A 23332-nucleotide genomic window follows, 5' to 3' on the forward strand; every position below is an offset into this window, starting at 1 on the left:
AGTGATCGGGAAAAGCATTTAAATACTGTCACATAAGCTTCATGCCGCACCAGTATCAGCTTCGCCGAAGCTGACTGACACACACAAAGGAGAACACCCGTGATGTCACGCACCCGCCGCCTGCTATCGCTCTCCACCGCGATCCTGGTCGCTACCACCGCTATAGCCGCTGCCGAGCCGAGCGCCGAACTGGTCGAAGCCGCCAAGAAGGAAGGTATGCTCACCACGATCGCGCTGCCCCACAGCTGGTGCGGCTATGGCGACGTCATCGCCAGCTTCAAGGCAAAGTATCCGGAAATCCAGGTCAACGAACTGAACCCCGACGCCGGCTCGGCGGACGAAGTCGAAGCCATCAAGGCCAACAAGGACAACAAGGGCCCGCAGGCGCCCGACGTTGTTGACGTCGGCCTCGCCTTCGGTCCGCAGATGAAGGCCGAAGGCCTGCTGCAGCCCTACAAGGTCTCCACCTGGGACGAGATTCCGGACACGATCAAGGACGCCGAGGGCTACTGGTACGGCGACTACTACGGCGTTCTGTCGTTCATCGTGAACAAGGACCTCGTCAAGAACACGCCGGCCGACTGGGCCGACCTGCTCAAGCCGGAATATGCCGCGCAGGTCGCGCTTGCCGGTGATCCCCGCGCTTCGAACCAGGCAATTCTCGGCGTTCTCGCCGCCGGCCTGTCGAAGGGCGCCAAGCCGGGCGAGGAATCCGGTAAGGCCGGTCTGGAATACTTCGCCGAGCTGAACAAGGCTGGCAACTTCGTTCCGGTCATCGCCAAGGCCGGCACGATTGCCCAGGGCGCAACCCCGATCGCGATCGCCTGGGACTACAACGCTCTCGCCTGGCGCGACGAACTGAAGGACAACCCGCCGGTCGAGGTCGTCGTTCCGAAGTCCGGCGTCCTTGCCGGCGTTTATGTCCAGGGCATTTCCGCCTACGCCCCGCATCCGAACGCCGCCAAGCTGTGGATGGAGCACCTCTATTCGGACGAAGGCCAGAACCTGTGGCTGAAGGGCTACTGCCACCCGGCTCGCTTCAACGCCATGGTCAAGGCCGGCAAGGTCCCGCAGGAACTGATCGACGCCCTGCCCCCGGCAGAAAGCTATGAAGCGGCCGTCTTCCCGACCGTAGAAGAGCAGAACGCCAACAAGGCTTCGGTCACCGGCGGCTGGGACGGCGTCGTCGGCGCAAACGTCCAGTAAAGTGAACCCGTGATCACAAGCCCCGGCCCGAACCTTCGGGCCGGGGCTTGTCATTCCCATTGCCGCCGCCTTAATTTGGCCGGAATTGAAATCGGCCCTCCCAAGCGATCCAGGACGATGAACCGAGCCCTCCATACGCTACGCCAGCGACTTCCGCTTACATGGTTGGGCCTGATGCCCTTCGTGATCTTCGTCCTGATGTTCCTGGTGCTGCCGACGATGCATATCGTCATCGGCGCCTTCCAGACGCGTGACGGCACCTTCACGCTCCAGAACATCATAGACCTGAACACCGGGACAATCCCGTCGAGCTACTGGATCTCCGTCAAGATCTCCGTGGCTTCGGCAGCCCTCGGCAGCCTGATAGGCTTTGCGATGGCGGCTGCGGTCGTCTTCGAAGCGGTCCCCCGCTGGATCAAGTCTCCGCTTCTGACATTTTCCGGCGTCGCATCGAACTTTGCCGGCGTGCCGCTTGCTTTCGCCTTTCTCGCCACGTTTGGGCCAGTCGGCCTCGTGACCCTGTTCCTCCGCAACAATTTCGGCATCGTGCTGCAGCGCGACTTCGGCTTCAATATCCTGAGCTTCTGGGGGCTGACGGTCACCTATCTGTTCTTCCAGATTCCGCTGATGATCCTGATCATCGCACCCGCTCTCGAGGGCCTTCGCCGCGAGTGGCGCGAGGCGGCATCGATCCTGGGCGCGACGGGCCTGCAATACTGGCGCATGGTCGCACTGCCGATCCTGTTTCCCTCGCTGCTCGGCACGTTTGCCCTCTTGTTCGCCAATGCCTTCGGCGCCGTCGCCACCGCCATCGCGCTTACGGGCTCGAGCCTCAACATCGTGCCCATTCAGCTCTTCGCACAGATCAGGGGCGACGTTCTCGGAAACCCGAACCTCGGCTACGCCATGGCCTTCGGCATGATCGTCATCACGGCTGTTGCCAATGTCCTCTACATCTGGCTCCGCATGCGCGCTGAGAGGTGGCTGAAATGAGTGTCTGGGCACGCATCGCCGGCTGGGCGGCACTGATCTTCGGCCTGCTATACTTCTTCGTCCCGCTCGGCGGACTGTTCGAGTTTTCGCTGAGGGCCCGGCGTGGCGTCTACAGCTTCGACGCCTATGCTCGCGTTCTCGCCGATCCGCAGTTCCAGGCAACGTTCACATACTCCGTCGTCATGGCTCTGGTGACGATCGCCATCGGGATCCTGATCGTCGTACCGACCGCTTTCTGGGTGCGGCTGAAGATGCCGTGGGCAAGACCCTATGTCGAATTCCTGACGCTGCTGCCGCTGGTCATTCCGGCCATCGTCATCGTCTTCGGCTACATCCGCCTGTACAACACCTCCAGTTGGTTGCCGCTGACCGGCTCGACACTTGGCACCAACATTCTGCTGGCCTTCGGCTATACCATTCTTGCCCTGCCCTACATGTATCGCGCCGTCGACACGGGCCTGCGCACAATCGACGTCGCCACGCTGACCGAAGCCGCACAAAGCCTCGGCGCTGGCTGGGCGACCATTCTCGGCCGCATCATCCTGCCGAACGTCATCGCCGCCGTCCTCTCGGGCGCCTTCCTGACCTTCGCGATCGTCATCGGCGAATTCACCCTGGCCGCTCTTCTCGACCGGCCGGCTTTCGGACCCTATTTGCAGCGCATCGGCGCCAACAAGGCCTATGAGCCCTTTGCGCTCTCTGTGATCGCATTCGCCATAACCTGGGGCTGCCTTGCGCTGATCCAGCTCGTATCCCGCTTCCAGAAAACCGCGCCCGCAAAGGCCTGAGGACACTATCCATATGACGTTTCTCTCACTCAGCCATATCCAGAAGTCCTTCGGGCAGGTGCAGGTCGTTAGTGATTTCAACATGGAGATCGAGAAAGGGGAGTTCGTCTCCTTCCTTGGCCCGTCCGGCTGCGGCAAGACGACGGTGCTGCGCATGATCGCAGGCTTCGAAACGCCGAGCGGCGGCACGATCACGGTGGCGGGCAAGGACCAGTCCGGCCTGAAGCCGAACCAGCGCAACATCGGCATGGTGTTCCAGGCCTATGCGCTCTTCCCCAACATGAACGTGTTCGACAACGTCGCGTTCGGCCTCAAGGTCGCCGGCCGTTCGAAGCCCGAGATCGAGGCACGGGTGAAGGAGATGCTTGGACTGATCAAACTCGAGCATCTTGCAGAACGCTTTCCCTACCAGCTCTCCGGCGGCCAGCAGCAGCGCGTGGCGCTTGCGCGCGCGCTGGCGCCCAAGCCTCAGGTCCTCCTGCTGGACGAGCCGCTCTCGGCGCTCGACGCCAAGATCCGCGTTTCGCTGCGTGAGGAAATCCGCATGATCCAGCAGCAACTCGGCATCACCACCGTCTTCGTCACCCACGACCAGGAGGAAGCGCTGTCGATCTCGGACCGGATCGTGGTGATGAATGCGGGCGCCGCCGACCAGATCGGCGCGCCGGCCGAAATCTACAATCGCCCCGCCACCCGTTTCGTCGCCTCCTTCGTCGGCACGCTCAACCTGATCGAGGCCAAGGTGATCGATCCGGTGGCAAACCGCATTTCGATCGGCGACCAGGGCGTCACGCTGCGCGAGCCGCTCGGCCCGGTCAAGGCCGGCGACACGGTATCGTTGGCCCTGCGTCCGGAGGCCGGCTCCATTGCAGAAGGCGCGAAGGGCGATACGGCGCTTGCCGGCGAAGTCGTCAGCAGCAACTTCCTGGGCTCGGTCGTGCGCACGCGCATGCGCGTCGGCGCCAGCGTCATATCCTTCGACATGTTCAACAGCCCCGGCCTCAGGCCGCCCGCCGTCGGCGAGACGGTGACGCTGCGCTTCACCGCAAGCGACCTGCTGATCATTCGCGACTGACGATACGGCGTGAGCGAAACGGCATTTTTCCAATCGCTGCCAGGTTGGAAAAAATCTGTCGCACCTCGTGTGGATTTCGTCGCTTGTGCATTTGATCCGCCGAAGCCGGCCATGTAGTGTCGGGATGTTCTCAGGGCGGGGTGGAATTCCCCACCGGCGGTATCGGACGGTCGAGGCGAATATCACTTCGATGCTCCGGAGCCCGCGAGCGCCTTCGACCTCCGTCGAAGGGTCAGCAGATCCGGTGAGACGCCGGAGCCGACGGTCAATAGTCCGGATGAAAGAGAGCAAGCAGGCGGGCCATCGGCCAGGCTTTGGCGTGTCCGTCCTGCGTGTTCGCCCAAGGGGATCATTGAAAAATGGCTCAACCCTTGAAAGGCCAAGGCATGAACATCTCTGCAAACCCCTCGACGAAGATCGCCGTCATCCGCGCGCGCTGGCACGCCGGCATCGTCGATCGTTGCGTCGACAGCTTCGTATCCGAATGGGCGGCCCTCGGCGGCCGGGCCGATGACGTCGAGATCGTCGACGTCCCCGGCGCGCTCGAGATCCCGCTGCATGCGCAGACGCTGGCACGCACCGGCCGCTATGCCGCGATCCTCGGCGTGGCCCTCGTCGTCGACGGCGGCATCTATCGCCACGATTTCGTCGCCGGCTCCGTCGTCGACGCGATCGTCCGCGTCGGCCTCGACACCGACGTGCCGGTGCTTTCCGCCGTGCTGACGCCGCACAATTTCCAGGAAAGCGAAGCGCACATCGCCTTCTTCCGCGACCATTTCGTCATCAAGGGCAAGGAAGCGGCACACGCCGCAGCCCAGATCATCGATGCGAGAGCCAAGGCCGCCCTCGTCAACGCATGATGCAGGACGCCCGCGCGAAACCTTCCTCCCGCGGGCGTTTCCGGCGCCGCTCCTCAAGCGCCTGAAGGTCTGGAATCAAACTGCCAGCCTTCACAGGCAACAGCCTGGAATGACTCGACAATTTGGAGACAAGCCGGACCGCATTAAACGGGCGGACGCCTGAAGCATGCGTTGTCGCAAGCCCTGCGCACGCTCGCGCGACTGCTTTAAGCCTCCAGGCTCTTCAGATAGACCGACAGCAGTTGCATCTGCGAGGAAATCCCGAGCTTGCGGTAGACGTTCCGACGATGGACCTTCACCGTGCCGGTGGAAATCGCCAGCGTCAGGCCGATCGATTCCGACGAGAAGCCCTGCAGCACCAGCTCGACGATCGCCGCTTCCCGATCCGTCAGATTGAGCTTCCGCCAGATCCGGTCAGCCGCGTTGGCAGGCTCGCGACGGCGTCTGCTGCTCCCCTTCGCAAGCGTATCGAAGCGGCGGGACAGCTGGGGCCACGCCATCCCCACGAAAGCCTCCACGAACGGCGCGGCGTCGGCAAGAAGCGAGAACTCGCCTGCCGGAAAGGTGCCACTTCGCTCGCGCCGCATCAGGGACAGCACCACCGTCACGCCGTCCGGACGCGCGACGAAGAAACCTGTCTCCTCGGCAAGCTTCGTCTGCGAATAGTAGGTGCGATAGTATTCGGAGGAAAAGAACCGGTCCGGGGCCAGTTCGCGCATCCGAAACACGCCGGTCTTGCCCGATCGCGCCGCATGGTAGAACGGATCCAGCAGAAAGGGTCCCGCCTGGTACAGGCTGACGAAGACCTCGTGGTCCTGCGGCCCGAAGGTGCTGAAGAGATCGATCGGCCGCTCCTTGCCCCGATAGGCGAAGATCACGACATCGTCAAAACGCACCAGCGCACGCATCGTCTTCATGAACAGCATGCCGGCGTCGGAATCCGTCATGCCGCTTTGGCCGAGGCAATCGGCGAGAGCCTGGAAGAGCGATGCAAAATCGACCCGCATGATTGCCCGGCTACTCCCTGTCCCGCGTCGGGCCCCGCCAATCTCGACGGGACGGATATACTCCTTCCACAGCAGCAAAAGCGAGAAAATACCTCCCACGGGGTATATACCTGAGCCCCTGTTCCTGACTAGCATCGGAACCAACACAGCGGCAAAGGCGGCCCAAGACCGCCGGCATAACCAACAGACCGCAGGGAACAGACGTGACATCGGTTGCAAACGACATCGAGTTCCGTTCGGTGAGCAAGCGCTATGGCGCCGTCACCGCCGTCTCGGACATCAATCTCGCCGTACCGAAGGGCGCTTTCGTCGCCCTTCTCGGCCCTTCCGGCTGCGGCAAGACGACATGCCTGCGCATGATCGGCGGCTTTGAGCACCCCAGCGAGGGCGAGGTCTTCGTCGGCGGCGCTGCGATGAACGGTGTGCCCGCCTACCGCCGGCCGGTGAACATGGTTTTCCAGCAATACGCGCTCTTTCCGCATTTCGATGTGGAGAACAACGTCGCCTACGGCCTGAAACAGCTGCGCCCGCGGCTTTCCAAGGCGGAGATCGCCCGCCGCGTCGGCGAGGCGCTGGAGATGGTGCGCCTCGGCGGCTATGCCGCACGCCGCATCCACGAACTGTCCGGCGGCCAGCAGCAACGCGTGGCGCTGGCGCGTGCGCTCGTCAACAAGCCCTCCGTGCTGCTGCTCGACGAGCCCTAGCAGCCCTCGACAAGAAGCTGCGCACCGCCATGCAGTTCGAACTGCAAAGCCTGCAGCGCGACCTCGGCATCACCTTCGTCCTCGTCACCCACGACCAGGAAGAGGCGCTGTCGATGAGCGATCTCGTCTGCGTGATGAATGCCGGCCGCGTGCGCCAGCTCGCCTCGCCGAAGGAAATCTACGACCGTCCCGCCGATCTCTTCGTCGCCGATTTCGTCGGCAAGACGAACCGGCTCACAGCGACCGTCGATCCGGCCAATGCCAGCGTGACGCTTGCGAACGGCAGGACGCTCGCGACCGCAAAGGCGCGCGACCTCAAGGCCGGCGCCGCGGTGGTGGCGCTGCGGCCGGAGGTCGTCCGGCTGACGCGGCCGTCGGGCAAGTCCAACGGCGCGCTGCTGGAAGGGACGGTGACGCACCGCATCTTCCTCGGCTCTTCGGCCGAATACTCCATCTCCGTGCCGGGACTGGGCGACCTGCTCGTCACCGCCGAACGGCACGGCACCGAAGACAGCGACCTCGTCGAGCCCGGCGAGACGGTCGCGATGAATTTCGATCCCGGGCAAGCGCATATCTTTCCGGCCTGAGGGGAACGGGCCGCCCAATTAAAAGAAGGGAACAGTGTCATGACGAAATGGTACAGAGAGAATGCTCCGATCAGCGCCGAACGCCTGATGGACGAGCTGATGCGCGTCAAGCGCGGCTCGGTCAGCCGCCGGCACTTCCTCGGCGTCACCGGTCTCGGCCTCGCCGCAGCCGTCATCGGCGGCCGCCAGCCGGGCGTCTTCGGTTCGCCCGCCTACGCCCAGGACCTCGGCTCGACCATGTCGCTCGCCACCTGGCCGAACTATCACGACCCGGCAACCTTCGAGGCCTTCACCGAAAAGACCGGCGTCGCCGTCGAGGTCAACGTGTTCGGCTCCAATGAGGAGATGCTGGCCAAGCTCCAGGCCGGCGGCACCGGCTGGGACCTGTTCGTGCCCACCAACTACACGATCTCCACCTATGCCGGCCTCGGCCTGATCGACCCGCTCGACCTTGCCCAGGTGCCGAACTTCGACCCGAAGACCCAGAACACCCGCTTCACCGCCGAGGGCACGGTCGACGGCAAGGTCTATGCGCTGCCCAAGAACTGGGGCACGACCGGCATCGCCTTCAACTCCGGCAAGATCAAGACGCCGATCACCAGCTGGAAGGAGTTCTTCGACGTCGCCATGGCCGAAGGCGACGGCCGCGCCATGGTGCACGACTACCAGCTGACCACCATCGGCAACGCACTGGTGGCGCTCGGCTATTCCTTCAACTCGATAAAGCCGGAGGAATTGGCCAAGGCCGAGGAACTGCTGATCAGGGTCAAGCCGCATCTCTATGCCATCAACAGCGACTACCAGCCCTCGATGCGCGCCACCGACGCCTGGATGACCATGTGCTGGACCAATGACGGCGCCCAGCTCAATCGCGACATGCCCGAGATCCGGTTCGTGCTCGGCAAGGACGGCGGCGAGATCTGGTCGGACTTCTATGCGATCCCGAAGAGTGCGGCCAACAAGCCGGCCGGCTATGCGCTGCTGAACTTCCTGATGGATCCGGCCGTCGCGGTGAAGGAGCACATCGCCAATGGCGCGCCGACCACCGACAGCCGCGTCATGGCCCTGCTGCCGCCGGAGATCACCTCCAACAAGATCGTCTATCCGGACGAGGCCTCGCTGACCCCGCTCGAATTCGGCGCCGCCGTGACGCTGACCGACCCGGCGCGCGCGGAACTGATGGCGCGGTTCAAGTCTGCGTGATGCGATGAGCAGCGGCGTCCGCGGTCACAACCTGCGCAGCCCCTCATCCGCCTGCCGGCACCTTCTCCCCGCGAGCGGGGAGAAGGACGATCGAAGCGCCGCCCTGTCCATATCGCAGCGTAGGAGCTGACCCGAATGCTCCCACACCGCTCGTGGGCACAGGCATCGGAACGGCCTCAGGGCATCTTTCCGGCGGACCTTCAAGCGAGAGGGCCTGACGCCTCCTCGATCGGGGCAGCCCGCCGCGGTGAACTCCTTCTCCCCGCCTGCGGGGAGAAGGTGGCGGCAGCCGGATGAGGGGCAGCGCCGATGTCGCCCTTCAGCGCCGCCGAACGCGAAATATACGCTAGCGGCCTGCGCCATGCGGGCACAGGCCCTGCAAACCGGCCCTGCAACCCGGCCCTGCAACGCGGCGCGGCGACCACGACGATAACGACACCGGCGGACACCTCCGCCCGTGCCATCCCTGAAGCCGCCGTACAGGCAACCACGCATCACGCCGAACCCGGAAAGCATTCATGCCCCTGGCCCCGAAAACGAAACGCAACCTCGTCACGACCGCGCTGCTGGCGCCGTCGGGCCTGTGGCTGTTCGTCTTCCTCGTGCTGCCCTTCGCAGCCATGGTGATCTTTTCCTTCGGCGAGCGGGCGCCGGCCGGCGGCTACCAGCCTGCCTTTACGCTGGCCCAGTATGCGAACCTTCCCGCCCGCGCCGCTGCCTTCTGGAACACGCTGATCCTCGCCCCCGTCGGCGCCTTCGTCTGCCTGCTCGTCGCCTATCCGGCCGCCTATTTTCTCGCCGTGAAGGCCGACCCGCGCTACCGGCTGATGCTGGTCTCGCTCGTGGTCGTGCCGTTCTGGACCAGCCTGCTCGTGCGCACCTATGCCTGGATGTACATCCTCGGCTCGCGCGGCATCCCGAACCTGCTGTCGATGATCGGCATCGAGGACGTGCGGATGCTGAACACGCCGGGCGCCGTGCTGCTCGGCATCGTCTACGGCTACCTGCCGCTGATGATCATGCCGATCTATGTCAGCCTGGAAAAGCTGGACCGCCGCCTGCTGGAGGCCTCCGCTGACCTCGGCGCCAAGCCGGTCTCGACCTTCTTCTCCGTCACCCTGCCGCTGTCGCTGCCGGGCGTGATGACCGGCGTGGCGCTCGTCACCATCCTGCTTCTTGGCGAATACCTGATCCCGCAGTTGCTGGGCGGCGGCAAGGTGTTCTTCATCGGCAACGCGCTGGTCGATCTGTTCCTGCAATCACGCAACTGGCCGTTCGGCTCGGCGATCGCCGTCACGCTTGTGCTCGTCGTCGTCGTCATCCTGATGGTGGCGATGCGGATCGCCTGGCGGATCTCCGGCTCCAGACAGGTGGATCTCGTCTGATGCGCGCCCTGATGACCGCAGTCTACGTCTTCCTCTATGCGCCGATCGCGCTGGTGGTGCTGTTTTCCTTCAATGCCGGCCGTAGCGCCAGCGAGTTCACCGGCTTCTCGCTGCAATGGTATGGCAAGGCGCTGGGAAACACCTTCCTGATCACCGCCCTGCAGAACAGCCTGATCATCGCGTTTACCAGCGCCATCCTCGCCGCCGTCTTCGGCACGATGGCCGCACTCGGCATGCAGCGGCTCGGTCCGCGAATGCGCGCCGTCTTCGAGGGGCTGATGGCGGCGGCGATCGTCGTGCCCGGCGTCGTCATCGGGATTGCCACGCTCGTCGCCCTCGTCGCCGTCTTCGGCGCGATCAACCCGGCAATCGCAAGCCTCTGGCCAGGCGAACGCCCGCCGCAGTTCGGCCTCGGCTACGGCTCGATCATCGCAGCCCACGGCCTCTTCACCATGGCGCTGGTGGCCATGATCGTGAAGGCCCGGATCGCAAGCCTCGGTCGCGACATCGTCGAGGCCTCGGCCGATCTCTACGCCACGCCCTGGACGACCTTCCACCAGATCGTGCTGCCGCAGATCCTGCCCTCGGTGCTGGCCGGCTTCCTGCTCGCCTTCACCTTCTCCTTCGACGATTTCATCGTCGCCTTCTTCGTCGCAGGCTCGAAGACGACGTTGCCGATCTACGTCTTCGCCTCGATCCGCCGCGGCGTGACGCCGGAGATCAACGCGGTGGCGACCATGGTGCTGGTCGCCTCGCTCATACTCATTCTCGCCGCACGGGTGCTGATGCGCGAGAGGAAGACAAAGAGCACCGAATAGACAGTCACTGGGGAGTGAGAAAGATGATCCTGAAGGAACAGGTCGCCATCGTCACCGGTGGCGGCTCCGGCATCGGCCGCGCAGGTGCCGAGATCATGGCGCGCGAGGGCGCCATCGTCGTCGTGACCGACCGTGACGCGGCGGGTGCCGCGGAAACCGTTGGTCGCATCACGTCCGCCGGTGGCCGCGCCGAGGCCGCGATCCTCGACGTTACCGACGACGACGCCGTCGCGGCAATGGTCGAAGGCATCCTCGGACGCTTCCGCCGCATCGACATCCTCCACAACCACGCCGGCGCGCAGGTGGAGGGCGACCTGGAGCAGGTGGCGATCGACGGCTTCGACCGGTCCTGGAACCTGAACGTGCGCGCCCATTTCATCGCCGCCCGGCTGGTCGCGCCAGCGATGAAGCGGCAAGGCAAGGGCGTCATCCTCAACACGTCCTCGTCCTCCGGCATCCTCTACGACCGCGAGATGATCGCCTACACGACGACCAAGCACGCCGTGATCGCCATGACGAAGCAGATGGCCGGCGACTACGCCCGCTTCGGCATCCGCGTCAATGCGCTCTGCCCGGGATGGGTCGACACCCCCTTCAACGCCCCCTTCATCGCGCAGATGGGCGGTCGCGACGCGATCGAGGCCTATGTCCGCGACAAGGTCCCGATGGGCCGCTGGGCGGATGTTGCCGAGATCGCCGAGCCGATCCTCTTCCTCGTCTCCGACCGCTCCAGCTACATGACCGGCCAGGCGCTGGTGGTCGATGGCGGGGAGACGGTGGTGTGAGGGCGGTACTCCGGTAGGTGGCACGCCACGCCGTGGCAGAGTGCTGTCTGCGTTCCGACATATGTCGCCGGAACGCCCCTCCTCCCGTCATGCCGGACTTGATCCGGCATCCAGCCGCGCAAGTCCTTGCGCGATAAAGCACTTTTTGCGTCGCGGACGCGACGCTGCTGGACCCCGGATCAAGTCCGGGGTGACGGAGAAAATAGACAGCGGTATCCAACAGTCATCCGTCCGACAGGCGCAGGGCCGGGCCTTCCGCAATTCCCTTCCCTTGCCTGCGCACTGGATCCTAAGCCACAATCAGCATCAGCCCCGTCCCTACGAGCACCGCCGTCCAGACCAGATCGACGTTGATCCAGCCGCTGCGCAGGATGCCGAGCCCGACGAAGCGGTAGACGGCGAAGGCGGCGGCCGCGGTGGCGGCCAGCATGGCGGCCGTGTGCACGCCGACCGCGGCGAGCGCCGTTGCCGCAGACGCGCTAGCATCGATGCCGGCAAGCGGCCCATCCGTGACGCAGAGCGGCATCAGCGCCGGCAGCGCCATCAGGCCCGCGCCATGCGCCGTCGCCATCAGGAACGACCAGACCGCGAGCCCGGCAAGGCCGGTCGTCATGCCGATCCGAACACGGCGCCGGTGTCCGTAGAGCAGATGAATGGCCGCCCAGCCGATCAGCATCGCCCCGGTGACAGTGCGCAATATCGCCGGGTCGACCACCAGCCCCGCCATGATCAGCACGCCCGCCACCACGGCAATCGAGGCCGCATGCCCGATCGCGATCGCCGGTACCGCACGCGCAACCGCGACCGCACTGCCGCGATGCACGCCCAGCGCCACGGCGAACAGCCAGCCCATCGCCGGGTTGAGGCCATGGAAGGCCCCGAGCCCCGCAAGCATCAGCCATGGCCAGAGCGTGTCCATGATCGCCTCATCTCGTTTCGTCCCGTCCCGGCGCCTCATCCGTGCAGGCGTCGCTTCCTGCAGGATCATGCGGTCCGTCAGGTCTCCTCCGCGTTGCCTTCGAACCCTCGAGACTTCTGCCGACGGCAACAGGGACTGGAGCGGTCGCCACCCGGCATTCCCACGCTCACGGATAGCAGTAGGAATCCGACGAGCAGTCGCCGCCCTGCAGGCGGACCTGGTGCGGCCGGTGCGACTTCGGCCATTCAACGAAGAACTTTTCATCGAAGGCGATGCCGCCCTCCGGCTTGGCATCGAGCTTCACCATCCAGCCGTCGATGCCTTCCGGATAGAACTGCTCGTCGATCGCGCCATACAGCGAGTTGGTGAAATAGACGCGCCTGCCGTCGCGGCTGACCTCCACCATCTGCGGCCCGCCGTTGAGCGCACCGTTCTTCGCCCCCGGGTGGCTGGCGCGCGAAACGATCCCGCCGATCCGCACCTTGCCCGTCTGCTTCGGCCTGAACGGATCGGAGACATCGAACTGGAGGAGGTCTCCCGTGCCCCAGCAGGAGACGTAGAGGAAGCGGTCGTCCATGGAGAGGTCGATGTCGGTGACGAGCGGCGGCACCGCGCCAAAACCTTTAAGCATCGGCGGCAGCACGTCCGGATCGGCTGGCTCCGCCGGGATGTCGATCACCTTCGTCACCGCCCATTTGTCGCCGTCGCGATGCCAGACCCAGATGGAGGAGGAAAGATCCTCCAGGCACACGACCGCGTTGACGAAACCGTAGGCCTTGGTCGGGTCATGGGCGGGGCGGAGCTCGAAGACGAGCTGGTACTTGTCGCCGAAATCGATCGTCTGCAAGTGCTTGCGCTTGTGCAGGTCCCAGAAATGCAGGCGCTTTCCGTATTTCGCACCGAGCAGGATTTCCGGCACGAGTCCGTTCTCGAACGTGTCCGGTGTGCCCCATTCGCTGGTCACCAGCGTATCGTGGCCGAGGTGCCACCAGACGTCGTAGGAGAGTTGTTGCGGCCCGCGGTCCATTTCCCAGCGGCCCCGCACCTCGAAGGTCTCGTGGTCCATCAGGAACACACCGCCGGGCGCCTTGCCTTCGGCATTGCCGAGGGCTGCGACATAGATCCCTTCCGGCCCGCAATGGACCGTGTGCGGCCGCGTATAGCCGGCCCGCTCGGCGACTTCCGGCGGCTCCACCACCTTGGCGATCGTCGGCCGCCGGGCGTCCGGCTTGGTGTCGACGATATGGATGCGCGAGGATTTCAGCCCCGGCACGACGAGATAGCGCCGCTCGGCATGCGGATGCGGCGCGTTCGGGCACAGGCAGGACGAACAGGCGTTCCAGCCGAAATGGTGCAGTTCGTCGCCGACATTCGGCATAGCCAGCGAATGCACGATCTTGCCATAGGTCGCAGACTTGGGATCGACGTCGACGACGGCGAGTTCGTCCGGTACCTGCCGCGTCGGATCGAAGGCTGCGACATAGGCGAGCGTTTCGGGCTCCGCTTTCATCGCCATGCGCGGTGACGGATAGAAGCTCGGATCGGGTTTCCAGGTTCCCAATGGATTTGCCATGTGAAGTGCTCCTGCGTTGCTGGACGACTTCATATGCGTGCCGCGCCGTTGGCCGGCGCATTGGCTGAGAGGGGGCGATGTCCGCCATGGCCGGCGAAGGATCGGCCGGGACGCCGGCGCCGCATACGGACCTGCCGGATCTTCGTCCCCATCCCCGTATCCTGCCAGAGAATGCAGCAAATGTGCAGCCGTTTCTGTTGCACGCCCATACGGAGGGACAACCACCAGGCAGCGCGCGGCAACCGGATGCGCAAGGCCGCGCATTCGCGGCATGAAAAAGCGAGGCGAAGTGCGACGCAGGCGCAACGATCCATCCGATGGCGGGCGACGGATATCGACGCCATGCGCGCGTACTTCCTTCCCGCCTCCCAGTTCGGTCGCCTCCCAGTCTGGTCGCATCCAAGGCATGTCTCCGCCGAGTCATGTCCCGCCGAGCCATCCGCCGGCCTTGCCTGACGCGTTCGCCGATCGCGAAGTCCTATTGCGTCGCCGGCCCCACCAGCACGCCCACGGTTGCCTTGCCGTCAGTGAAATAGCGGTCGCCGCCGCCGTTGCGGCCGTCCTGCGTCGGACCGACGCCATCGATCTCGTAGGTGGAGGTCAGCTGGCCGGCGGTCTGCAGGTCGCCGATCACGAGGTTGCGCTCGGCGTCGACATCCGGGCCGATATGGTGGGTGATCTGGCCGGTGTCGTGGCTGAGGCCCACGCCACGGTCGAAGCTTGCGGAACCGAGCCAAAGCGGCCGCCCGTCCTCGCCCGTTTGCTCGGTCTGCCAGAAACGGACATGGTTGCGCTGGTCGGCGCTCTTGCCCACCGGCTTCTCGAAGGCGAGATCCTGCTTGCGGCCCTCGAACAGTAGCGTGCTCACCGGCGCGTCGAGATCCGGCCGGTCGAGCACGACGGAAAGGCCGATGTCGATCGAGGAGCGCAGCGTGATCCTGTCGGCCGGGTCCCAATGGGCCGCGGCAAAGGCGCGGATCACCTCTTCCTTTGTCCCGACCAGCCCGACATTGATCGGATCGCCGGGAATGTCGTCGGGGGTGACGGTGACCATGCTGTCGAGGCTGCCGATCTTTTTCGCATCCCGGAAGATCCAGATCTCCGGCAACACGAAATAGGCGACGAACAGGTAGAGGCCCAGAAGCACCGTAATGCTGCCCACCGCCAGATGCGATTTTTTCCGGATCATGCTCCCGTCCCCCTCGCACGCCGCGCACCGCACGGGCGGCAGCCGCAAAGACTAGCACAGGGTTTGCGGGATGGCAGCAGGGGCAATACCGACCCACGAGGAGCAAATAGCGATACCTGGGAATCTGCTATCTATACCTCGAGATACCACCACGGACCGCACGTATAATTGCGATCCGACTTGGCCGGCGACACCCTAATACTCCGAGCAGAACACCTCTGCTTGCACGGTAAATGAAAAGCGCACGCCCCAGGTCTTCCTCCCCTGCCTATACCAGGACGGACGCATGGACCGGCGGATAACGACAGATCGAAGGAAACGGCAATGAAAGTTCTGACCGACAAAATTCTCTCCCAATCCGCCTACTCGCACGAGATCGACATCGCCCTTGAAAAGGTCGATATCGCCGATTGGCTCTTCAACCTGCCGGAAGCGGAATATCAACGCTGCTGCCCACCCGATCATATAGCTTGCGGCGCCACATTCACCGATAACGGCCGCCGGATGTCGATCAATGTTGAGAAGATCGGCACGGGCCTGGTCATCCAGCACTATGTCACAGAACAGGCGACGGCGTCCTACTGCAGGATGAACTCGATCTCCGACGTCTTCACGCCGACAGGCGACCGCACGCAGGTCAACGTCATCTGGGAACTGATCGCCGAATCGGTCAGCGCCAACCGTACGCGCTACACCAACCGTGTCACCTGCCATCCGACAGACGCCTTCATGACCTTCATCGAACAGCACGGCCAGACATTCGAGCAGGCCGCTGCCGCCCGTCAGGCCGCCGGTGGCGATCACAACAGCCGCGAAACGCCGCTTTTTGCGGAAAGCATAGCCCGCAAGGCGCGTGCTCAGGCGGCAGGCAAGTAGGAACAGTCTCCCCCGACAAGCGGGGCGGACGCTCTCCGCCCTGCCCAGATCACGCCAAAGAAGCCGCATCGGGGCCGATCGGACGCTGCAGGCCGAGAAACACCGAAAGCGGCTTTAGCAAGGCAACTCAAGCCAATCCGCCGGTGTCAGGTCGATCGCCGGGCGTCGCCCTCACCCGACCGTCACATGCCCGATCCCCTTGGCCGCAATCTCGTCGAATGACTCCTCGTACCCCGCATCCGCATACCGGATCACCCCCAGCGCCGTGTCGTTCGTAAGCGCGTGGCCCAGTCTCTCCGCCGCCGCGTCCGTTCCATCGGCCACCAAGGTAACCCCGCAGCTCGTCATGTAGCCGGCATAGCCGCCGCCGCCGGAATGGACGACGACGAGGTCGGCCATCGATGACGACAGCAGCATCGCGTCGAGCAGCGGCCAGTCGGCGATCGCGTCCGATCCGTCCTTCATCCGCTCCGTCATGATGTTGGGATGGGCCATGGCGCCGGCGTCGAGATGGTCGCGGGAAAAGGCGACAGGCCCTTGCAGTTCGCCGTCCGCCACCAGCCGGTTGACCGCCAGCGCCAGCGCCGTCCGCTCGCCGTGGCCGAGCCAGGCAATCCGCGCCGGCAGGCCTTCGAAGGGAACGTTCTCGCGCGCCAGCCGGATCCAGTTGGTGACGATGCGGTTGTCGGGATACATTTCGAGCACCAGCTCGTCGATGCGGGCGATGTCGCTCTCCTCGCCCGACAGCGCCATCCATCGGAACGGCCCGATCGCACGCGCAAACAACGGCCTGAGATAGGCCTCTGTGAAGATCGGGATATCGAAGGCGTTCTTGACCCCGCCTTCGCGCGCCTGGGTGCGGATCAGGTTGCCGTTGTCGAATACCTCCGCGCCGCGTTTCTGGAAGTCGAGCATGGCGCCGACATGCTCGACGATCGATGCGCGGCTGGCAGCCATCAACTGCCCCTGCCCGTCCTCGCGCAGAGATTTCACCTCCGCGAGCCCCATGCCCTTCGGCACGTAACCGTAGACGAGGTCGTGCGCCGACGTCTGGTCGGTGACGATGTCGGGAACGATGCCGCGCCGGGCGATCTCGGGGTAGATCTCCGCCGCATTGCCGACGAGGCCGATCGAGGTGGCGCGCTTTTCCTTCACCGCCGCCTCGATCATGGCGAGCGCCGTATCGAGGTCGGGCGCCACATGCTCGAGATAGCCGATGCCTTTCCGCTTTTCCGCCCGCTCCGGGTCGATGTCGACGCAGAGGATCGCAGCCCCCGCCATCCGGCCGGCGAGCGGCTGCGCCCCACCCATGCCGCCGAGGCCGGCCGTCAGGATGAAGCGGCCGGCGAGCGAGCCGGAAAAGCGCTTCTCGGCGATGCGCATGAAGATCTCGTAGGTGCCCTGGATCACCCCCTGGCTGCCGATGTACTGCCAGGCGCCCGCCGTCAGCCCGCCCCAGCAGATCAGCCCCTTGCGCTGCAACTCGTAGAACACCTCCGCCTTCGCCCACTGGCCGACGATGTTGCAGTTGGCCATGATGACGAGCGGCGCCTTCGTATGGGTCGTAAGCAGCCCCACCGGCTTGCCCGACTGGATCAGCAGCGTCTGGTCCTCCTCCATCTCGCGGAGCGCCCTGACAATCGCCCGGTGCGAGGCCCAATTGCGCGCCGCCTTGCCGAGCGCGGCGTAGACCACCAGGTTTTCGGGATCCTCGCCAACGCAGAGCACGTTCTCCAGAAGCCGCAGAAGCGCCTCCTGCCGCCAACCCTTTGCACGCAGCACCGGGCCGCCGGGGATGGGGAAATTCGGGTGGCGGGGATTGGGTCTGGGCATGGTGATCTCCTCGATATGGTCTCGGCCTTCTAGGACTTTTGGGCGGCATGCCCCTCATCCGCCTGCCGGCACCTTCTCCCCGCGAGCGGGGAGATGGACGATTGCCGCGCCGACCTCCCCCTCAAGGAGAGGATGAAGGAGCCAGCGCATACCGCGCGATCTCGATCCCCATCGCCTTCTCCACCGGCGGATATACGCTCGGGTCGAGCACGCTCGATGCCAGCGGAATGACCGTCTTGGGCACGTGCAGCACGAACACCCGCATCCCCACCTGGAGCTGCCCGACGCTCAAGGGCTCGCCTTCAGGCGACAGCGTGGTGATCACGTCGGGGAAGGTCGCAAGCCGAACGCCGAACGCCCGCTCCACTGCCATGTACTCGTTCATCACATGCAGGGTGACGGCGTCATCGCCGTTGCCGAGCGTCACCGTGCCGATGTCGAACGCTTCCTTTGTGTAGACGACCGACTTGTCGGTGATGACGCCTTCGGAAAGGATCGCCCCGCCGGTGGTCCGCACGATCGCATCGATGATCGCCGCCCCGCCCCGCGCCTCGGCCGCAAGGATCGCCTCGCCGAGTTCCAGAGCCAGCGAGATGCCGCCCAGTGCTGCGTTGGCCCGCACGTAGGATGCCCGGAGCGGATTGCGGCAGGAGGCGATGAAGCCGCCGGACTGGTCAGCGGCGGTGCGCAGCACCGGCGAGACCTTCGCCGTCGCCCCGCGCACGACGAGCTCGATGTAACGGTCCTCGGCGCGGTTGCCGCCGGCAGCCGTCTGGATCATCGGTTCGGGCGAGCCGGCCATGCCGATCGAGCCCATGTCGCCGGTCGGGTGCGCGCGCATGTCGCCGACCGCATCCAGCACCTTGGTGCCGAGGATCGCCGACGGCAGCCAGCCGTTCAGCGTCGAGGACTTGCCGTTCTGGCCGACCATCAGCGCCGCCACCTTCTGGCCCAGCGCCTCCTGCAGCAGTTGCACCGCGCGGACATAGTCGACGCCGCGCATTTCCCAGGGGGTGGTCGAGGCCGGCGCGCCGATGGCTGCCGCCGTCGCCACCCAGTCGTCGTCGGCAAGCTCTTCGATCGACACCAGCTCCGGCCGGCCGATCGAGACCGCGGCATGACCGAGCATGCGCCCGTGGTCGGCCCAGCCGCCGCCGCCGGCCGCATAGACCGAGCCGCCGCGCACCGCCGCCTCCACGTCTTTTTCCTTTAGAATCCGCCCCATCAGCCGGCCTCCTGATTCACTTCCTGAAGTTCGCCGTCCAGCTGGACAACCGCCTGGAGCAAAACGGCCGCACCCAGCGCGATGTCGTCGTTCTCGGCGAATTCCTCCGGCGCGTGGCTGCGCCCCTCCCGGCAGGGCACGAAGATCATCGCCGCGCGCGTCGCCCGCGCCATCCAGGCGGTGTCGTGCCCGGCCCCGGATGCCATTCTCCGGTTGCTGGCGCCGGCGGTGTCACAGGCCCGCTCCAACACGGCGAGGAGCATCGGATCGGCCGGCGTCGGCGGATTGTCGGAGATGCGGCGCGGCGTGGCGATCGCAGTCCCCGTCTCGCGGGCGATCTGCTCCGCCATCTGGTCGAGCGAATTGGCGAACAATTCCATCATCGCCCGCTCCTCGGCCCGCGCGTCGATCAGAAGCCGCGCGCGGGAGGGCACGACGTTGGCGGCGTTCGGCTCGATCGAAAATTCGCCGACGGTCGCGGTGAAATGGAACTTTCCGCCGGAAAACGATTTCGCCAGCGCCTCCACCCCCGTCACCAGCCGTGCGGCGGCGGCGAGCGCATCGGCGCGTCCGGCCATCGGCGTCGTCCCCGCATGGTCCGCCCTTCCGTCCACCACGATCTCGATGCGCGTGATGCCGGCAATTGCGGTGACGACGCCGATGTCGAACTTCTCCTCCTCCAGCACCGGCCCCTGCTCGATGTGGAGTTCGAGGAAGGCAGCAATATCGCTCCTCGGCTCGCTCGCGATCCGCGCCGGGTCGCCGCCCGCCTGGCGGATCCCTTCGCCAAGCGTCAGCCCGCCGCTCTCCCGCGCAAGCCATTCCTCAGGCAGCACGCCGGCCATGCCGCGGCTGCCGATGCAGGAGACACCGAAGATGGAGACTTCCTCGGCGAGGAAGTCGACCACTTCCAGATCGTGCTCCAGTTCAGTGCCACGGTCGGCGAGCGCGCGCGCCACCTCCAGCGCCGCGGCCACCCCGGCGATGCCGTCGAAGCGGCCGCCATCCGGCACCGTGTCCGAATGCGAGCCGAGCATGATCGTGCCGAGCCCCGGCACCCTTCCCGGCCGCCGGCCGATAAGGTTGCCGGCGGCATCGATGCGGGTCTCCAGCCCCGCCGCGCGGAAGCGCTCGGCCAGAAAGGCGCGGCCATCCGGAAACAGCGCCGAAAACGCCCGCCGCGTATAGGGCCGGCCCGGCTCGGTGATGTCGGCAAGTCCGTCGATCACCGCGGCGATCCGCGCCGGATCGACCGGCAGGTTTGTCCGCGGCGCGCTCATCGGCCGTGCTCCCCTGGCGTCAGCGTCGCCAACGGCCGCACGAAGGCGCCTGTGCCGGGCTCGGCCAGCACTTTTTTGCCATCGAAGGCGAGCCGGCCACGCAGGAATGTGCCTGCCACCCGCCACGGCAGCTTCATGCCGTTGTACGGCGACCAGCCGACGACGTTGTGGCCGCTCTCGGCGGCGTCGTAGGTGTAGGGTTCGGGCGTCAGAACGGTGATATCGGCGTCCTTGCCGGGCTCCAACGCACCCTTGACATGGTCGAGACGGAAATGCCGGGCCGGGTTGAGGCTCATCAGTTCGGCCGCTCGCGTCAGCGGGATGCCGCGCTCCAGGGCGCCCTTGACGAACAGCGGCACCATGACCTCCAGCCCGGGCACGCCGGACGCATTGGAGAGCATGTCGGCGTTCGTCTTGCGATCCTCCGACCAGCTGACATGGTCCGTCGAGACCAGCGTAACGTTACCGTCCGCCACGTGCCGCCAGAGTTTCTCCACCTCCGCCCGCGGGCGGATCGGCGGATTGATCTTCGCCTTGCCGCCGAGGCGGCGCACGTCGTTTTCCTCGTCGAGCGTGAGATAGTGGATGCAGCACTCGATCGTGGCGCGGTGCCCCTGCGCCCGGTAGGCGGCCGCGATCTCGTAGCCGCGGCCGAGCGAGCAGTGGACCACATGCGCCGGGCAGCCGGTCACCGCCCCCGTCTCATAAACCTGGCAGGTCGCAAGCAGTTCTGTCAGCGGCGGCCGCGACAGGCCATGCGCCCGCCAGTCGGAAATGTCGAGCGCCCTGACCTTCTCGATCGCCGCCCGCACCGCCTCGTCGTCCTCGTTATGCACGCCGGCGGTCAGCCCCGTCGGGGCGATCGCCCGGAAGCAGTCCTCCAGCAATGCGGCCGGGATACGCGGAAAGCGCTTCGGATCGGTGCCGAATGTGGAGAACTTGAAGGCTGCGACACCAGCCTCGACCATCTCGGCAATGCGCGCCGGCCCCTCATCGGGATCGATCGTGCCGTATAGGGCGAAATCGACCCGCGCCTGCTTGCCGGCATGCGCCACCTTGCGGGCGACCGCTTCGGCCGAGCAGACGAGATCGCCCTCGTCATAGGGCATGTCGACGATGCTTGTGACGCCGCCGGCCGCAGCCGACCGGGTCGACCAGACGAAATCTTCCTGGTCCTTCTGCGACAGGGAGTGCACCTGCGCGTCGATGGCGCCGGACAGGATCATCGCGCCCTTGAGGTCGTGGCGCTCGCGAGCGTCCGGCATCGCGCCCTGCCCGACATGGACGACCTTGCCGTCGCGGACGGCGACATGCCCGCCCTCGACGATGCGGTCGGGCAGCACCACCGTCCCCTTCACCACCAGATCGAAATCGGCCATCGGCTTTCCCTCCGTCTAGCTCAGCGCGAAGAACACGTCGAAATCGTCCATCGGCGCTGCGGCCACGAAGGAGGCGAGCGCGTCCGGGCATGCAAGGTCGCGGTCCAGCGCCTCGATCTCGGCCGACATCAGCCGGTCCTTGCGGTAGAACGCCGTCACCTTCCGCACGCGTTCATAGACGACCGCGGCGACGCCTTCGGGACTGTCGCTCGCAAGATCGATCGCCTGCGCCGACAGCATCCCCTCCAGCGCCGCCAGCTGGCGCAGGTCGCGCACCTGGCTCTCCATTCGCTCGACGATCAGTGGCAGGAAGGTCGCCTCCTCCTCAAGTCCGCCGGCGACGACGATCGACTGCGCCGAGATCGGCACCGCGAGCGACTGGATGCGCATGTAGAGCTCGACGGCGAGCTTGACCAGCGGCCCGAAGCCGGTGGCCGCCTCGCCGGGGGCGACGAGGTTGACCGGCAGGTTGCGGCGCACGCCGTTGGAAAGCAGCACGCAGCGGTTCAGGACGTTGCGGGCGAGATGGGCGAAGCCAGTCTGCGCCGCCTCGACATAGAGCGCGGTCGACAGCGGCAGCGAGCCGCCGGATGCCATCACGTGGTCGTCGAGCACGACGGGGTTGTCGTCGGTCTGCGCGGTCGCCTCGACGAGGCGCTCGGCGGCGTTCATCAGCGTGTCGAGGCAGGCGCCGAACACCTGCGCGGTCATCCGCAAACTGAGCGGATCGTGGATCGCCGAAGGCTTCGGCCAGGCACAGGAGGCGGCCTGCGCCGAAAACCAGCCCCCGGCCAGCGCCTCGCCATGGCCCGCAAGCCTTGCCGCCACCCGCCAGGGATCGGAGGAGGCACCGAGCGCCAGCGACGACAAGAGCCCGGTGACCATCAGGTTTCGGATCGCCTTGGCCGCCTCGCGGGTCACGTCGGCGGCGGCCGCGTGCGCTATCGCATTGACACTGAGGGCCGCCAGCGCATCGCGCGGCTGCATGCAGAACGGTTCCAGCCCGGCACGGGCCAGCGCGACCGCCGCCGGCAGCCGCTCGCCCTCGAAGTAGGCCTCACCCTCGCCGGTGAGTACGGCCGCGACCTGTCCCATCAGTCCGATGTCGGCGCAGCCCATCGAGCCGTGCCGGCGTACCACGGGGACGACGTCGCGTTCGAGCAGGCCAAGGAATGCATCCACCAGTTCGGGGCTGCAGCCGGAATAGCCGGACAGCGCGGTGTTGATGCGGATCGCCATCGCCTTGCGCACGATCGGCAGCGAGAACGGCTCGCCGGTGCCGAAATGATGCGCCCTGACCAGGTTGTGATTGAACTCCATCAGGTCGTCGACCGTCCAGAGCTTGTCCTTCATCGAGCCGACGCCGGTGTTGGAACCATAGATCGGCAGGCCGGCCGCGAGCCGGTCGGCGATGATCTTGCGCGAGGCGCCGATGCGGCTCATGCCGATCTCGCAGGCCATCGGCCGGCCGGCCGCACGCCCGATCGCCTCCAGCACCGCGAAGTCCAGCGGTTCGCCCGTCAGATAGAAGGTCTCGGCACTCGCCAGCATGGAAGATCTCCTGTGGCGATCAACTCTATGCAAGACGTAGAATTCGGATATATCCCAATATCCGTACGATATATGCCAATATCCGGACAAGCCGGA

The 23332-nt window shown here is 65.6% G+C and carries 19 protein-coding genes, 2 pseudogenes and 1 riboswitch; of the genes and pseudogenes, 12 read left to right on the forward strand and 9 right to left on the reverse strand.

The annotated features are described in order from the left end of the window. Positions 1-99 precede the first annotated feature (99 nt). The 5 genes from HV823_RS14710 (at position 100) to HV823_RS14730 (ending at position 4922) form a co-directional block, all read left to right on the forward strand. Positions 100-1206, forward strand: coding sequence for an extracellular solute-binding protein (locus HV823_RS14710; protein ID WP_176950476.1), 1107 nt, complete (start codon positions 100-102; stop codon positions 1204-1206). 117 nt (positions 1207-1323) lie between these two features. Further along, the gene (locus HV823_RS14715; RefSeq protein ID WP_176950477.1) at positions 1324-2199 is read left to right on the forward strand and encodes an ABC transporter permease; all 876 of its coding nucleotides are present in this window, start codon (positions 1324-1326) and stop codon (positions 2197-2199) included. Then, entirely contained in the window at positions 2196-2987 is a 792-nt protein-coding gene (locus HV823_RS14720; protein WP_176950478.1) for an ABC transporter permease, read from the forward strand. Before HV823_RS14715 ends, HV823_RS14720 begins: the two co-directional genes overlap by 4 nt. Before the next feature lie 13 nt (positions 2988-3000). Further along, positions 3001-4062, forward strand: coding sequence for an ABC transporter ATP-binding protein (locus HV823_RS14725; RefSeq protein ID WP_176950479.1), 1062 nt, complete (start codon positions 3001-3003; stop codon positions 4060-4062). Between the two features lie 122 nt (positions 4063-4184). Beyond that, positions 4185-4355, forward strand: a riboswitch (FMN riboswitch). A 93-nt stretch (positions 4356-4448) separates the two neighbouring features. After that, positions 4449-4922, forward strand: a complete 474-nt coding sequence (locus HV823_RS14730) for a 6,7-dimethyl-8-ribityllumazine synthase (protein ID WP_176950480.1) — start codon at positions 4449-4451, stop codon at positions 4920-4922. 206 nt (positions 4923-5128) lie between these two features. Here the strand turns inward: HV823_RS14730 and HV823_RS14735 are convergent, their stop codons facing one another. Continuing rightward, positions 5129-5869, reverse strand: a complete 741-nt coding sequence (locus HV823_RS14735) for a helix-turn-helix transcriptional regulator (RefSeq protein WP_425487668.1) — start codon at positions 5867-5869, stop codon at positions 5129-5131. Between the two features lie 263 nt (positions 5870-6132). On the opposite strand from HV823_RS14735, the pseudogene HV823_RS14740 reads away from it, so the two are divergent. The 6 genes and pseudogenes from HV823_RS14740 to HV823_RS14760 all read left to right on the forward strand — a co-directional run bounded on the left by HV823_RS14740 (position 6133) and on the right by HV823_RS14760 (position 11411). Next, a pseudogene (locus tag HV823_RS14740) lies at positions 6133-7220 on the forward strand (ABC transporter ATP-binding protein). Positions 7221-7259: 39 nt separating this feature from the next. Beyond that, positions 7260-8423, forward strand: coding sequence for a polyamine ABC transporter substrate-binding protein (locus HV823_RS14745; protein WP_176950482.1), 1164 nt, complete (start codon positions 7260-7262; stop codon positions 8421-8423). Positions 8424-8607: 184 nt separating this feature from the next. Next, positions 8608-8856: pseudogene (locus HV823_RS27365) on the forward strand (hypothetical protein); the annotation flags it as partial. Positions 8857-8941: 85 nt separating this feature from the next. Continuing rightward, positions 8942-9808, forward strand: coding sequence for an ABC transporter permease (locus HV823_RS14750; protein WP_176950483.1), 867 nt, complete (start codon positions 8942-8944; stop codon positions 9806-9808). Further along, positions 9808-10626 carry an ABC transporter permease gene (locus HV823_RS14755; RefSeq protein ID WP_176950484.1) on the forward strand — a complete coding sequence of 273 codons (819 nt, stop codon included), beginning with the start codon at positions 9808-9810 and terminating at the stop codon, positions 10624-10626. Before HV823_RS14750 ends, HV823_RS14755 begins: the two co-directional genes overlap by 1 nt. A 23-nt stretch (positions 10627-10649) precedes the next feature. Next, on the forward strand, positions 10650-11411 hold the full coding sequence (locus HV823_RS14760; protein WP_176950485.1) for an SDR family NAD(P)-dependent oxidoreductase: 762 nt from the start codon (positions 10650-10652) through the stop codon (positions 11409-11411). Between the two features lie 289 nt (positions 11412-11700). On the opposite strand, the gene HV823_RS14765 is transcribed toward HV823_RS14760, so the two are convergent. From HV823_RS14765 to HV823_RS14775, 3 genes are all read right to left on the reverse strand, one after another. After that, on the reverse strand, positions 11701-12330 hold the full coding sequence (locus HV823_RS14765) for a hypothetical protein (RefSeq protein ID WP_176950486.1): 630 nt from the start codon (positions 12328-12330) through the stop codon (positions 11701-11703). Between the two features lie 166 nt (positions 12331-12496). After that, the gene (locus HV823_RS14770; RefSeq protein ID WP_176950589.1) at positions 12497-13891 is read right to left on the reverse strand and encodes a selenium-binding family protein; all 1395 of its coding nucleotides are present in this window, start codon (positions 13889-13891) and stop codon (positions 12497-12499) included. Positions 13892-14381: 490 nt separating this feature from the next. Then, positions 14382-15092: an LssY C-terminal domain-containing protein gene (locus tag HV823_RS14775; protein ID WP_176950487.1), complete on the reverse strand. Its 711-nt coding sequence runs from the start codon at positions 15090-15092 to the stop codon at positions 14382-14384. A 324-nt stretch (positions 15093-15416) separates the two neighbouring features. Here HV823_RS14775 and HV823_RS14780 point away from each other — a divergent pair, with 324 nt between their 5' ends. Beyond that, complete coding sequence (locus HV823_RS14780; RefSeq protein WP_176950488.1) at positions 15417-15968, forward strand: hypothetical protein; 552 nt, start codon at positions 15417-15419, stop codon at positions 15966-15968. 171 nt (positions 15969-16139) lie between these two features. Here HV823_RS14780 and HV823_RS14785 read toward each other — a convergent pair whose 3' ends face one another. The 5 genes from HV823_RS14785 to HV823_RS14805 form a co-directional block, all read right to left on the reverse strand. Continuing rightward, positions 16140-17801, reverse strand: a complete 1662-nt coding sequence (locus HV823_RS14785; RefSeq protein WP_176950489.1) for a thiourocanate hydratase — start codon at positions 17799-17801, stop codon at positions 16140-16142. A 121-nt stretch (positions 17802-17922) separates the two neighbouring features. Continuing rightward, entirely contained in the window at positions 17923-19026 is a 1104-nt protein-coding gene (locus tag HV823_RS14790; RefSeq protein WP_176950490.1) for a thiohydantoin desulfurase, read from the reverse strand. After that, positions 19026-20306 carry a Zn-dependent hydrolase gene (locus tag HV823_RS14795; RefSeq protein WP_176950491.1) on the reverse strand — a complete coding sequence of 427 codons (1281 nt, stop codon included), beginning with the start codon at positions 20304-20306 and terminating at the stop codon, positions 19026-19028. The genes HV823_RS14790 and HV823_RS14795 overlap by 1 nt, the downstream gene beginning before the upstream one ends. Next, positions 20303-21685: a dihydroorotase gene (locus HV823_RS14800; protein ID WP_176950492.1), complete on the reverse strand. Its 1383-nt coding sequence runs from the start codon at positions 21683-21685 to the stop codon at positions 20303-20305. The genes HV823_RS14795 and HV823_RS14800 overlap by 4 nt, the downstream gene beginning before the upstream one ends. Before the next feature lie 15 nt (positions 21686-21700). Next, the gene (locus HV823_RS14805; protein ID WP_176950493.1) at positions 21701-23236 is read right to left on the reverse strand and encodes an aromatic amino acid lyase; all 1536 of its coding nucleotides are present in this window, start codon (positions 23234-23236) and stop codon (positions 21701-21703) included. Between the last annotated feature and the right edge of the window lie 96 nt (positions 23237-23332).

Source organism: Mycoplana rhizolycopersici, assembly GCF_013378445.1.
Taxonomy (GTDB): Bacteria; Pseudomonadota; Alphaproteobacteria; order Rhizobiales; family Rhizobiaceae; genus Mycoplana; species Mycoplana rhizolycopersici.

What these genes read in the sequence shown, in the direction of transcription:
- HV823_RS14715 (WP_176950477.1), top strand. Translation starts at nt 1,324, where the DNA reads ATGAACCGAGCCCTCCATACGCTACGCCAGCGACTTCCGCTTACATGG.
- HV823_RS14720 (WP_176950478.1), top strand. Translation starts at nt 2,196, where the DNA reads ATGAGTGTCTGGGCACGCATCGCCGGCTGGGCGGCACTGATCTTCGGC.
- HV823_RS14725 (WP_176950479.1), top strand. Translation starts at nt 3,001, where the DNA reads ATGACGTTTCTCTCACTCAGCCATATCCAGAAGTCCTTCGGGCAGGTG.
- HV823_RS14730 (WP_176950480.1), top strand. Translation starts at nt 4,449, where the DNA reads ATGAACATCTCTGCAAACCCCTCGACGAAGATCGCCGTCATCCGCGCG.
- HV823_RS14735 (WP_425487668.1), bottom strand. Translation starts at nt 5,869, where the DNA reads ATGACGGATTCCGACGCCGGCATGCTGTTCATGAAGACGATGCGTGCG.
- HV823_RS14745 (WP_176950482.1), top strand. Translation starts at nt 7,260, where the DNA reads ATGACGAAATGGTACAGAGAGAATGCTCCGATCAGCGCCGAACGCCTG.
- HV823_RS14750 (WP_176950483.1), top strand. Translation starts at nt 8,942, where the DNA reads ATGCCCCTGGCCCCGAAAACGAAACGCAACCTCGTCACGACCGCGCTG.
- HV823_RS14755 (WP_176950484.1), top strand. Translation starts at nt 9,808, where the DNA reads ATGCGCGCCCTGATGACCGCAGTCTACGTCTTCCTCTATGCGCCGATC.
- HV823_RS14760 (WP_176950485.1), top strand. Translation starts at nt 10,650, where the DNA reads ATGATCCTGAAGGAACAGGTCGCCATCGTCACCGGTGGCGGCTCCGGC.
- HV823_RS14765 (WP_176950486.1), bottom strand. Translation starts at nt 12,330, where the DNA reads ATGGACACGCTCTGGCCATGGCTGATGCTTGCGGGGCTCGGGGCCTTC.
- HV823_RS14775 (WP_176950487.1), bottom strand. Translation starts at nt 15,092, where the DNA reads ATGATCCGGAAAAAATCGCATCTGGCGGTGGGCAGCATTACGGTGCTT.
- HV823_RS14780 (WP_176950488.1), top strand. Translation starts at nt 15,417, where the DNA reads ATGAAAGTTCTGACCGACAAAATTCTCTCCCAATCCGCCTACTCGCAC.
- HV823_RS14785 (WP_176950489.1), bottom strand. Translation starts at nt 17,801, where the DNA reads ATGCCCAGACCCAATCCCCGCCACCCGAATTTCCCCATCCCCGGCGGC.
- HV823_RS14790 (WP_176950490.1), bottom strand. Translation starts at nt 19,026, where the DNA reads ATGGGGCGGATTCTAAAGGAAAAAGACGTGGAGGCGGCGGTGCGCGGC.
- HV823_RS14795 (WP_176950491.1), bottom strand. Translation starts at nt 20,306, where the DNA reads ATGAGCGCGCCGCGGACAAACCTGCCGGTCGATCCGGCGCGGATCGCC.
- HV823_RS14800 (WP_176950492.1), bottom strand. Translation starts at nt 21,685, where the DNA reads ATGGCCGATTTCGATCTGGTGGTGAAGGGGACGGTGGTGCTGCCCGAC.
- HV823_RS14805 (WP_176950493.1), bottom strand. Translation starts at nt 23,236, where the DNA reads ATGCTGGCGAGTGCCGAGACCTTCTATCTGACGGGCGAACCGCTGGAC.